The sequence below is a fragment of the Acinetobacter sp. YH12102 genome (assembly GCF_013419125.1).
GTDB lineage: Bacteria > Pseudomonadota > Gammaproteobacteria > Pseudomonadales > Moraxellaceae > Acinetobacter > Acinetobacter pseudolwoffii.
On sequence record NZ_VPAS01000002.1, the window covers coordinates 1 to 12,712 of the forward strand.

A 12,712-nucleotide genomic window follows, 5' to 3' on the forward strand; every position below is an offset into this window, starting at 1 on the left:
AATCCAATTCATCAAGCTATAAAAATATCTGAATACTCAACTTCAAAAAGCATTTTTGTTATGTAGTGGGTTAAATCGTGCTAAGCGTTTACATTCTTAACCCTTCAAAACCCAAAGCCTGAAAACCCTTACACATGTGGCGTTTTTTATTGCTTAGACTGTTTCTCTCAACTTCTAGAAACAGGCAAGTAGAATGAACAATTTTAATGCAAGTGATATTAAAGAACATGCTTCAGTCATTGCTTCATGTGGTACTCAAGTCGGGAAGGTAGACCATTTAGAAGGTCAGGATTCAATTAAATTAACAAGAAGTGATGATGAAAATAATGAGCATCATCTGATTCCCTTGAGTTGGGTAAGCGAAATCAAAGACGATAGTGTAGTGCTCAATAAAACAGCAGAAGATGTGCGTAAAGAGTGGATCACCTTATAAAAAATTAAAGTCAATGGACTGAAAAGCAGGGCTGTCTCAGCTTAATTTTTTATGTCACAGACTTTATTAGTAATCGTTGAAAATGCCAGTTCGAAAGACTGGCATTTATTATGCGTAGTTGATTCTTTTTTATTTGGTTTTGCATTCTGCCAGAAATGGATTTTGAGCCTGTATGATGATTTTATCTGAAAATTTCCCTTCATATTCAAAACCATTTTGTATGATTTTTAGCGTTTGAAAACCACATTTTTCCTAGGCACGACTTCCACCTCAATTATGTCCAAAGACTTTTGAGTTGTAATGGCTTAAAGAAAAACTCTTTGACCAACTTGAGCGCTTCACTGCCACAGCCTTGAGCTGTCCAAGTGATTGTTGAGATTGCAATACAAAATTCAGCATGTTGAGCACAAGATTGATTTCTAGAATTCAAAGTTTACCGATCATTTCATCATGATGGTTTAAACAAATCGCAAAGTCATAACGGGTTGGATCAGCCAAACAGCGCTGACTATGTGCCTGCATATCTTCAAGTGTAAAATGCCATTTCAAGCCGGTCATATAACGCATTTCATCGATTTGCGTGAGCGCTAAAAATGTGAGTAGATTTTCAACTTTCAGTAAGTGTAAGTAGATGCGGTTCCATTTAAGATCAGTGTTGATGTGATGCTCTTTGAGAGCATTTTTTATTTTTAGAAAAGTAATCGACAGATTATAGAATGTCCGACTTTAGAACAAAAATGATTAAAAAAACCACCCCATCTTGCGAGAGGGTGGTGAGTGCGGAGCTATTAAATTTATTGAGCCTGCTGTTCTGCCTGAATCGCGGTTAAGGCGATGGTAAATACAATATCATCGACCAAAGCACCACGAGACAGGTCGTTCACCGGTTTGTTCAAACCTTGCAACATTGGCCCGACACTGACTACATTGGCAGCACGTTGCACAGCTTTATAAGTCGTATTACCCGTATTTAAATCCGGGAAAATAAAGACATTGGCACGTCCGGCCACTTGTGAATCTGGTGCTTTTTGACGGCCAACACTTTCAACCGAGGCAGCATCATATTGTAATGGCCCATCAATTAGCAGGTCAGGACGACGTTCTTTGGCAATTCGTGTTGCTTCAGCCACTTTCTCGACATCGGCACCCATACCTGAAGTTCCGGTAGAGTAAGAAATCATGGCAATCCGCGGGTCAATGCCAAAGGCTTTGGCAGAATCTGCTGATTGAATCGCAATCTCGGCCAGCTGCTCTGCATCTGGATCAGGATTAATCGCACAGTCGCCATAAACATAGACTTCATCTGGCAGCAGCATAAAGAACACAGAAGAAACCAATGAATAATCCGGTGCAGTCTTGATCAGCTGAAAGGCAGGACGTACGGTATTGGCCGTGGTATGTACCGCGCCAGAGACCAGACCATCAACCTGATCCAGCGCCAGCATCATGGTGCCGAGCACCACAGTGTCTTGCAGCTGTTCACGCGCTTGCAGTTCGTTGAGTTTGCCTTTACGTAGCTCGACCATCTTGTCGATATAGTTATCACGAATCAGATCCGGATCCAGAATTTCCAGATCTTCAGGCAATTCGATACCACGAGCTTTTGCCACTTCTAAAACAGATTCGGGATTGGCCAATAAAATACATTGTGCAATGCCACGCGACTGACAGATTGCTGCAGCTTGTATCGTACGTGGTTCATCACCTTCAGGTAATACAATACGTTTTTTGGCCGCAATCGATTTTTGTACCAGTTCATGCCGGAAGGCTGAAGGCGAGAGACGTGGCTTATAAGAACCATTCAACATCTGACCGAGCCATTCCGGATTGATGTGACTCGAAACAAAGCGCGTGACCTGATCTGCACGTTCCGTATCATCTACTGGAATTTCATTGCTGAGATTTGTCAGTTTTTGTGCGGTTTCAAAGGTGCTAAGCGGTGTATGTAAAATTGGTAAACCTTGTTTGATGGCGGTCTGGCAAAATTCCAATACGTGATCATTTGGCTGATGATGTTCAGTTAGCACCAAGCCAGCCAAAGGAATACCATTGCTGCTGGCCAGACTGCTTGCCAATAACACATCAATCCGGTCAGATGCACTGATGATCAATTCACCTGCTACAAACTTATGCAATTCATGTTCAATATTGGCCGAAATCAGGCTGCTGTGCTGGACACGGCGCTGTTTCGCTTCGCCTTCATTAATCCAGTAGGCCTGAATATGTGCCGCCAGATCAGATATACGCGGCACACTTAAAGTTTTACTGAAAGGCACCAGTCCAATTACAGGTAACTTTTCTGAACCAATATGTGGATGGGTTTGCTGGATGGCACGAATAAATTGTGTGGTTTCTTCTGCAAGACGTAGATCCGGATCAAGCGTTACAGGAATCTGTGCAGATTCTTCAGGCAGACCTTTGGTTCGCATCAACAGGATGCCAGACAGGCGGGTTGAACTGGCGCCACCAAAGTTGCGAATCTGGTTTTCAACTTTATCGGCAGTCTGACCTGGCTGCTGGATATTGGCATTGCTGACCACAATCACTTTGGCATCCAAGGCCTGCGCCAGCGAAGCATTCAGATCATCGGCAAAACTGTCCTGAGTATTTGGCAATAGACCTTCGACAATGATCAGGTCATGCTGTCTGGCAATTTGACGATGCAGACGTACCGCTTCTTCCAGCAGTTCATCCTGTTCACCCAGATTAATCTGCTGCAAGACTTTGCTATAACGGATTGGTTCAACAGTTTCACTTTGAGAAATATGACGATACAAAGCCGTAGTACGGTCTTCGACTTCATTCAATTCCTGAGCAAAAGGTTTGAGAAAGCCAGCTTTAACCCCTTGGCATTCCAGTGCATAAATCAGGCCTAAACATGCAGAAGTTAAGCCTACGCCTTCCCCAGTGGGAACCAATAAAATCGTTTTCATAAGTTACGTCAGTCACACAATAATAAAAATCAGTTAAAAAGTGGCCCTGCTTGCTTATGCAAGCGCTACCTCAGCTTCAGACTTTTTTGCGTTTTTTTGCTCCACTTCAAGTTCTACAACGCTATGTACTTCTTGAGCGATACGGCCTTCTTCGTCTGTTGGCACTACCCAGATTTGTGGACCTGTACCTGAATCGATACGGCCTTCAGTGCCACGTTTCAGGTCATTATTGGCACTTTTATCCAGGTTGAAGCCGAAGTGGGGCAGATAAGTCATGGTTTTTTCACGGATATAGGCAGAATTTTCGCCAATACCGCCAGTGAAGAACAAGCCATCAATACGTGGCAGACCACAGCTCAGTGCTGCCAGAGATTTGGCTAGACGGTAGCAGAATACTTCAATCGCCAATGCAGCATCTTCATTGCCTTGTTCCGATGCTTCAATCAGGGTACGCATGTCATTCGACAAATCAGACAGACCTAACAGACCGCTCTGGCTATTCAGCATCTTGTCAATTTTATAGATATCCCAACCCAGGTTTTTTGCCAGGAAGCTGTGCAGGCTTGGGTCGACATCGCCACTGCGGGTTCCCATGACAATACCTTCAAGCGGGGTTAAGCCCATTGACGTATCTACACTTTTCCCATTCCACACGGCACAGGTCGAGCTGCCATTACCGAGATGTGCTGTTAACCAGCCGCCTTGTTTCAGGCTACCTGCCAGTTCAGAACCACGGTCTGAAACATAAGCATGGCTGGTGCCGTGGAAACCATAACGACGCACACCATGGGCGGTATATAGGAATTTCGGTAGGGCATAACGATAAGCATGCGCTGGCATGGTTTGATGAAAAGCAGTATCAAATACCGCCACCTGTGGTAATTCCGGGAATAAACGTTTGGTGGCTTCGATGCCAATCAGATGAGCCGGATTGTGTAATGGCGCAAGCGGCGTTGCTTCACGAATCTTTTCAATAATTTCATCATTGATCAATTCTGCTTTGGTCAGGCTGCCACCATGTACCACACGGTGACCAATCGCATCTGGGCGATAGTTAGCCAGACGCTCCAAACCAACTTCAAGGGCTTTTTTATGGTCGGCAAAAGGAATATGGATATCGACCGGTTCGTTACCGACAGTCACGCCTTTGATACGAGCATTCTCTGTGCCTAAATTCTCAGCTAAACCATGAATACGGAAGTTCTGTTCCTCAAGAAGTAATGCAAACTTGATTGAAGAAGAGCCACAATTAATAACTAATACTGATTTAGACACGATTGATTACCCGATTTTTAATTAAAATTCTCGTCCATTGACTTGATCCAGTGATCAGCAAAAAGGCACTAAGCTGAATCAATATTGATGTTTTAACATTTGTTTTTTTTCTGTCCTAGATAGACTTTAGCAGATTAGACTTAAGCATTATCGACCAGGCTGACAATAATAACTAAAATTTATCAGTTCATAGTTTTCATTTATAAATAAAATAATGCTGAAAATATAATCAATAAAGCTGCCAAATTCTATTTTCAATGTCGTACTGGAACAGATTGCTTTCAGTTTAGTGCCTAAAACAGCAAATATGACTTATACATACAATTCTATACAGAGATTCATCAATAAAATGACCCGAAGGTTCTGATCGATTTCGGTTTTAATTTTTATATCCATAAAAAATCAGCCTTGCGAACAAAGCTGATTTTTAAAGTGATCATCTGAAATAGTTATTGGCGAATCTGACCATCACCAAATACGATCCATTTTTGTGAGGTCAGGCCTTCAAGACCAACCGGACCACGGGCATGAATTTTATCGGTTGAAATTCCGATTTCCGCGCCTAAGCCATATTCAAAACCATCAGCAAAGCGGGTCGAGGCATTGATCATCACCGAACTCGAATCGACACCGGCCAAAAATTCACGTGCCAGACTGTAATTTTCAGTAATGATCGAATCGGTATGATGTGAGCCATACTGATTAATATGTTCAATCGCTTCTTCTATGCCAGAAACCACTTTGATGGCCAGAATTGGGCCCAGATATTCGGTATACCAGTCTTCTTCAGTGGCCGCAATCACTGCATCAGCAAGAATGCGCTGGGTTTCTTTGCAACCACGGAGCTCTACTTTTTTCTCCTGATAAAGTTCTGCGATGCGGGGCAAGAACTCTTCAGCGACTTTTTCATCGACTAGCAAAGTTTCCATGGCATTACACACGCCATAGCGATGGGTTTTGGCATTTAAAGCAATGGGTAAGGCTTTTAACAGATCCGCCTGTGCTTCCACATAGATATGGCAATTACCATCCAAATGTTTGATCACCGGGACACGAGCTTCTTCAGTAATGCGCTCGATCAGGCTCTTGCCGCCACGAGGTACAATCACATCGACATATTCGGTCATGGTAATGAGCTGGCCGACTGCAGCACGATCAACGGTATTGATCACTTGTACTGCTGATTCTGGCAGGCCGGAAATTTTCAGCGCATGTTGAATTGCTACGGCAATCGCCTGATTGGATTCCAGAGCTTCTGAACCGCCACGTAAAATAATCGCATTGCCTGATTTCAGCGCCAGTGAAGCCGCTTCCAGGGTTACGTTGGGACGTGATTCATAAATCATGCCAACCACACCCAAAGGTACACGCATCTTGCCCAGTTGAATGCCAGATGGGCGATAAGCCATATCGCTAATTTCACCAATCGGATCTTTCAGGCCAATCACATCTTTCAGACCTTCTAACATATCTTTAAAGCGTGCGGGGTTGAGTTCTAAGCGATCAAGCAGGGCACTGTCCAGATTGTTATTATGCGCTTTGGTCATATCTTTCTGGTTGGCAGCCAAAATAGCTGGCTGGCTATTTTCCAAAGCCGTATAAATAGCCGATAGTGCGTTGTTTTTGGTTTGGGTGGACGCACGAGCCAAAATGCGAGAAGCCTGGCGTGCCTGCTGTCCTACCGTTTGCATATATTGTTCAATAGACTCTTGCATAGCGCTTTGATCACTTAGAAATTTCACTTCGATATTAACAGTCTGCTGCCGGACAATGAAGCCCATCTGTTAAAAATCATCCGTTTTCGCGGACTTCTAAACATTTTGAAATTGTTTTCTGTTTAAAAGCAGATAAGTGGTCGCTGAAGCGGTTGCTTGTGAAAAGCCGCTCTGTATAGAATGAAATAAGCGACATTGAAGTCATATATAATTATTAAAGAGCAGGATGCGTGTTCAGGCTCATCGGAATGTGTCTGAAGCATAAGATCTGTTAATCATGACTTGCACAATAAAAATAAGGCAAGGACGGAGGAAAAGGAAAATGAATTCCATTATCCACATGGATGCCCATGTATTGGATTCGCAAAGCCATTATGGTTTTTTTGATCTTTATGATAAGCACAGTTTTAAGCAGCCAGCACGAAGCACCTGGATGGATGGCTGGAAAATCGAATATATGGCGATTGCCCGTCCGGATACCTTGCATCTCAGGCCGATGGTGATCATTGGGGGCGCCTTCCAGAATTTTAATTCCTATAAATATTGTGTCGAACAGCTCTTCGCTGCCGGCCCGATCATTCTGATTGACTTGCCTTCGATGGGAGCCAACCAGCAGATTAGCAATGTGGATACTGGTCTGTCGGCTGGAACTCTGGAGCTTGAAGACCTTGCTGCCATGCTGGGGCAATGGCTGGAGCAGATGCAACTTCCTCAAGTTTCAATTTTAGGCATGTCCTTAGGCTCAGTAGTCGCCTCCTGTCTGGCAGACCAGCGCCCTGAACTGGTGGATCGGATGATCCTGATGGGCGTAATGCAGAAAACCCGCAAAAGCTGGCGCATGCTATTGGAAGAATCCTTGCATCTGATGAAAGAACAGCGCATGGATGAATTTGGTCAGGCGGTCATTTTATATCTGGTCAATCATGCCCGTCTCAAAGAAACCCGCATGTCACCAACAGCAAAGCGCTTATTCTTCAAGCAGATGTCAGAATTCACGGTGACCGAACAAGAGCGTTATGATATTAACTGCAACCGTCTATTGCGTCTGACCCACGTGCCGATTCCACAGTGCAAGGTTCTGGTGGCCTGTGGTCAATATGACAGTTTTACCTTGCCACATGAGAATGCCAATTTTGCCCTGCAATGTCCAAATATGCAGTATGTACAAATTGCCGGTGCTGACCATGTGCCTCAGTTGCAGCGCAGGAAAGAAACTATGCATCTGTTTGCCACCTTCTTGCGTGATGAAGCAGTCGAGCAGTTGCCGGGAATTATTCCGTTTAGCCGTGAACAGATGCAGCAGATTGAACGGCGCGGTGAAGAACGGATTTGTGTGCAACAGCCACAACGTTATTTGAGTCATCGTCATTCGGATCTGCTGTTGAATGTAGAAATTATCGACATGAATTTCTTTGGAGTATTGCTGGAGTTAGACGCAGGACAGACAGAGTGTGCCGCAGCTTATCCGCGTGATCTGGCCTTGCATCTGGAAGATGAAAACGGCGAGTTCAAGATCGAATGTCTGATCTTTGAACAGGATGAGACTCAAGTGCGGGCCCTGTTTAAACATGGCAGTTTTGAAGTGGCAGAACGTTTATTGGCTTTTGTGCAACAACAGAAAATCCTTCAGCAAGAAGACGCTTTCGATGCAGTGATTTAATCGGGGCTTAATAAAAAAACAGCGTCATTTAACGCTGTTTTTTTTCACTGCATGAATCATCCAGACCAGATCACCGAGATGTTCATCCTGCTCCGGTGTCAGATTTTGCTGACGAGGCTCGGCAAAATAACGTTGCGGTTGTTGTACCTCAACCTGATTGAAACCGGCATCTTGAAAAAAGTGCTGTAATTCTTGGGGGGTTTTAAAATGAAAGGTAAATGCACTGCGTGACATGAATTTAAGCAGACGGCTACAGCTCCAAATAAAATTCGCCAATTTATTTTTGACGGGTTCCGGGTAAATGTCGCTAAGGTAATGCAAGGCTGGAAAATGTCGTGCATTCTCTGCAATACCTTGCAACAGAATACGCAACATGCGTTGATCAAAGTAATTAATCAGCCCCTCATTAATTACCACCAAAGGTTGGTCGGGATCAAACATCTGAAAGATACAGTCCAACTCTTCACTAAAAATATCTGCAGTGAGCACTTCGGGAGCCTGCTGATCAATCTGCTGCAAGGCTTGGGTCTTGATTCTGGCCATGTCGGGAAGATCCAGTTCGCGATAATCAATCTCGGGAAATTTTTGTCTGAAATTCCAGCTACGTGGAGACAAACCGCAGGCAATTTCAAGAATCTGAAGTTGTGGATGTTGCTCGATCAACTGACACAGATGTTCATCAATCATCTGATGGCGCTGCTTGAGTGTGGTACGCATACTGCCACCCACAGAGCGTTCTGCCCATACTTCGAGTGGATGTAGCAGTGTGGCCAGAAACTTGCCTTTAGTCGTGGCAAAAACCGGATGTGAGATCCCCATTTGATACCAGATATAGCCGGTATAATGTGCTGTAAAAGAAATATGGCGATGCTGCGAAAGTGATTTTGGCATAGGGTTCTGACCTTATTGTTATTTTAGTTGGGTGCTACAGAAGTAGCGCCTTTTTAACATCATAATAAAAAAGGAACACTTTGTCGTGTTCCTTTATCATATTGATTGGATTTAAAAAGTTTCAGCTAGTCTGCTGCTTGAATACCAGTATTTCATCACGAATCTTGCGCCATTCATCACCCAGATCCAGTTCAGTGCCAATTTGAATCGCTGGAATTTGACCGCGCATACGTTCTAAACGTTCCTGATTTGGCAACGGCAGGTCGGCAATGCCTTCCAGTGCAATACATTGTGCTGCACGATCATTACAGACCAGACCCATATCACACCCGGCTTTCAGTGCGGCCTGAATTCGGGCATCGGCACCGCCTGCCACACAGGCGGCCTGCATGCTTAAATCATCCGAGAACAGAACGCCGTCAAAACCGAGTTGCTGACGCAAGACTTTCTGAATCCAGAATTCCGAGAATCCGGCCGGATTGGGATCTACCTGACTATAAATCACATGCGCTGGCATTAAAGCATCGAGTTGCGGCTGTAACTGGATAAAGGTCTGCATGTCTTTTTGCTGAATGTCTTCATAGCTGCGCATATCAATGGCTGCGGCAACATGTGAATCCGCTTTGACTGAACCATGACCCGGGAAATGTTTCCCAGTTGACGCCATTCCTGCACGTTTCATCCCTTTTAAAAATGCGCTGGCCAGTGGAATAATATCTGAAATATTTCTGGCAAAGCTTCGGTCACCAATCACATCACTGATGTCATTCAGGTCCAGTACCGGTGCAAAGCTGAAATCAATTCCGACAGCCAGTACTTCAGTCGCCATCAGCCAGCCGCATTTTTCGGCCAAATCTAAAGCACGCTGCGAATCATGAGCATACAGTTCGCCAAATCTCCCCATCGCAGGGAGCAGGGTAAAGCCCTGTCTTAAGCGCTGCACACGTCCACCTTCCTGATCGACTGCAATCAAAATATCAGGACGAATCTGGCGCATGTGATCGGTTAAGGCACGGACTTGAGCCGCAGATTCGATGTTACGTCCAAATAAAATGACTCCACCGACTTGCGGCGCACCGAATAGTTCAATATCTTCTTGAGTCAGGGTTGTGCCTGCGATGTCGAGCATCAATGCGCCAATCATATGCGGAATCCGTTTTAGAATTTTTCCGGGAAACAATACCTGATTTCTGCAATGATTTGCTACACTTTGTTAGCACAGAATATGATAAAACTACACGACATAAACATATTAAGTTGTTTAAGATGCTGAATACTTTAAATTCTGGTCGAAAAGCAACACGGTCACATTGGTCTCTAGGCCAAGGAAGTACGAATTATTTATGAAATTTCAAACGATAGCTTGCGCCGTTGCGATTGCGACAGGTAGCTTCTTTTTTACCCATGTCGTGAATGATGCGATTGCAGCCAATAGTGCAGAAGTGGTCAGCAAAGCCATTCAGCCATCTCAAGAACAGGCGTTGGTATCACGTCAACTGGCGACGCTGGTGGACCGTCAGCACTATTTGAATATGCGTCTGGATGCCCAGACTTCGCAGCGTATTTTCGATTTCTATATCGATAGTCTGGATCCGGAACATAGCTTATTTCTGGCACCAGAAGTTGAAAATTACAAGAAACGTTATGGGGCCAATTTCGGTGCTCACCTGAAAGCTGGCAATTTGTCGGGTTCTTATGAAATCCATGCGCAATATCGTCAGCGCCTGACTCAGTTCTATACTTATATGCTGGATGAGCTGAAAAAACCACAGAACCTGAATCAGCCAAATGTCTATATCGAAACGGATCGTGAAAAAGCACCATTCTTTAAAACTGAGGCTGAACAGCGCGCGCATTGGTCAAAAATGCTGGTGTCTCAGCTGATCAATCTGACCATCAGTAAAGAAGAGGAATTGGCCAAGCAGAAAGCGCTGAAAGCCAATCCGGAATTGGCCAATGGACAAGACCTGACTGGTCCTGAAGATCTAACGCCTGCGCAAACCTTGACCAAGCGTTATACCCGTCAACTGGAACGTCTCAGCCGCGTCAAAAGTGATGATGTGCTCGACAAGACACTGAACGCGATGATGCTGACTTATGATCCCCACAGTAATTACTTCCCGCCTGTCGATGCGATGGAGCTGAATCGCCAGACGACTTTACAGCTGGAAGGCGTCGGCGTATCGATTCGTCCGGAACGTGGTAATGAAGATTACACCAAGATTGAAACCATCGTTGAAGGTGGTCCGGCCAGCAAATCCGGTCAGGTGAAATCCGGTGACCGTATCATTGGTGTAGCGCAAGACGGCGAGCAAATGGTTGATGTCATTGGCTGGCCAAGTAATGAAATTGTCGGTCTGATTCGTGGTAAACGTGGCACGAAAGTCACTTTACGCTTACTCGGTGCGGGTGCTGCCATGGGGCAGGCACGTAATGTGACTATTACCCGTGACGTGATTCAGGAAGAAGATGCTGGTGTACGTACACGTGTAGTCGACATTCAACGTGACGGTAAAAAATATCAATATGGTGTGATCGAAATTCCGTCGTTCTATCTGAACTATCGTGCACGCCGTGCCGGTACGGATTATCGCTCGGTATCTGAAGATACCAACAAAGCCTTGAAAGAACTCGCGGCGAAGAATGTTGCCGGGATTATTGTCGATTTACGGAATAACCCAGGTGGTTCATTGGAAGAAGTGGCACGTATGTTGGGGCAGGTGATCAAGTCTGGCCCAGTGGTGCAGATCCGTGATGGCAATGGCAATGTCAGCGTCTTTGAAGATGATGATGGCGGTGCACAAACTTATGCAGGTCCACTGGCAGTGATGGTGAATCTGGCCTCTGCATCGGCCAGTGAAATTTACTCTGCTGCGATTCAGGATTATGAGCGCGGGATTGTGATTGGCAGTACCACCACCGGTAAAGGTACAGCACAGGTACAATTGGATAGTCTGGCGCATGGCCAGGCGACATTGACGCAGCGTAAATTCTACCGTGTGACCGGTGGCAGCACCCAGAATAAAGGGGTCGTTCCGGACATTAAACTGGTCGATATTTATAACGAAGAGTTTGGTGAGCGTAAGGCTAAAAATGCCTTGCAGTGGGATACCATTCCAACGGCACCATTTAAACGTGAAGGTGCAGTACAGAAATACGTTCCTGAATTGGCTAAACTTTCTCAGCAAAGGGTCACACTGGATTCTCAGTTCAAGTATTTAGAACAGCGTAAAGCCGTGATGAAGAAAGCCGAAGAAGAGAAACGTCAGGTACTGGACTTACAACAGCGTAAAGCTGAGTTGATTGCCATGGAGCAAAAAACGCTGGACGCAGAAAATACTCGTCGTGCTGCAACAGGTCTGAAACCTTATCCAAACTGGGAAAGTTATCAGGCTTCAATGGATGCACTGATTGAAACCCGTGCCAAAATGAAAGCCAAAGAGCGTCCGGCGCTTCCTGAAGAAGAAGCCTTTGTGATCGAAGCTGCGCATGTGTTGCTGGATTATGCCAAGTTACAGGCCAAACAGTAACTTTTAAGCATGTCCATTTAAGTATCTAAGGATCTAAAAAAATAGCCTGTTTCGACAGGCTATTTTTTTATGATATCCGGCTATTTAAAAATCAGAATAAATTTTTCACATGAATTGCTAGCTGTCTAAATAAAAAGAAAAAAATTGTGACGGTGGTCGAATAAATAAACTGGAAAAATAGATTTAAACATTTGCTAAAATTTTCAAGACTCATAAGATAGAAGTCATATTTTATGCTGATGCTCATCATGATTTCAGAATCTGTTCTCGACCCT

At 44.7% G+C, this 12,712-nt stretch carries 9 protein-coding genes; 3 read left to right on the top strand and 6 right to left on the bottom strand.

All coding sequences use genetic code 11. The features are described 5' to 3' along the window. Positions 1-193 precede the first annotated feature (193 nt). Positions 194-433, top strand: a complete 240-nt coding sequence (locus FTU42_RS01905) for a DUF2171 domain-containing protein (protein WP_180082951.1) — start codon at positions 194-196, stop codon at positions 431-433. Positions 434-859: 426 nt separating this feature from the next. Here FTU42_RS01905 and FTU42_RS01910 read toward each other — a convergent pair whose 3' ends face one another. The 4 genes from FTU42_RS01910 to FTU42_RS01925 all read right to left on the bottom strand — a co-directional run bounded on the left by FTU42_RS01910 (position 860) and on the right by FTU42_RS01925 (position 6,356). Then, the gene (locus FTU42_RS01910; protein ID WP_159138498.1) at positions 860-1,000 is read right to left on the bottom strand and encodes a hypothetical protein; all 141 of its coding nucleotides are present in this window, start codon (positions 998-1,000) and stop codon (positions 860-862) included. 227 nt (positions 1,001-1,227) lie between these two features. Next, on the bottom strand, positions 1,228-3,366 hold the full coding sequence (gene pta, locus FTU42_RS01915; RefSeq protein ID WP_100357532.1) for a phosphate acetyltransferase: 2,139 nt from the start codon (positions 3,364-3,366) through the stop codon (positions 1,228-1,230). Positions 3,367-3,420: 54 nt separating this feature from the next. Then, on the bottom strand, positions 3,421-4,641 hold the full coding sequence (locus FTU42_RS01920) for an acetate kinase (RefSeq protein ID WP_180082952.1): 1,221 nt from the start codon (positions 4,639-4,641) through the stop codon (positions 3,421-3,423). Between the two features lie 449 nt (positions 4,642-5,090). Continuing rightward, positions 5,091-6,356: a glutamate-5-semialdehyde dehydrogenase gene (locus tag FTU42_RS01925; protein WP_180082953.1), complete on the bottom strand. Its 1,266-nt coding sequence runs from the start codon at positions 6,354-6,356 to the stop codon at positions 5,091-5,093. Positions 6,357-6,678: 322 nt separating this feature from the next. Here FTU42_RS01925 and FTU42_RS01930 point away from each other — a divergent pair, with 322 nt between their 5' ends. After that, positions 6,679-8,016, top strand: a complete 1,338-nt coding sequence (locus FTU42_RS01930) for an alpha/beta fold hydrolase (protein ID WP_005172747.1) — start codon at positions 6,679-6,681, stop codon at positions 8,014-8,016. A gap of 24 nt (positions 8,017-8,040) precedes the next feature. On the opposite strand, the gene FTU42_RS01935 is transcribed toward FTU42_RS01930, so the two are convergent. Both FTU42_RS01935 and nagZ read right to left on the bottom strand, forming a co-directional pair. Further along, positions 8,041-8,907 (bottom strand): class I SAM-dependent methyltransferase, encoded by an 867-nt coding sequence (locus tag FTU42_RS01935; protein WP_005172745.1) that lies wholly within the window; start codon positions 8,905-8,907, stop codon positions 8,041-8,043. A gap of 121 nt (positions 8,908-9,028) precedes the next feature. Beyond that, the gene (gene nagZ, locus FTU42_RS01940; protein WP_180082954.1) at positions 9,029-10,051 is read right to left on the bottom strand and encodes a beta-N-acetylhexosaminidase; all 1,023 of its coding nucleotides are present in this window, start codon (positions 10,049-10,051) and stop codon (positions 9,029-9,031) included. Between the two features lie 199 nt (positions 10,052-10,250). On the opposite strand from nagZ, the gene FTU42_RS01945 reads away from it, so the two are divergent. After that, the gene (locus FTU42_RS01945; RefSeq protein WP_180082955.1) at positions 10,251-12,437 is read left to right on the top strand and encodes a carboxy terminal-processing peptidase; all 2,187 of its coding nucleotides are present in this window, start codon (positions 10,251-10,253) and stop codon (positions 12,435-12,437) included. Positions 12,438-12,712 lie beyond the last annotated feature (275 nt).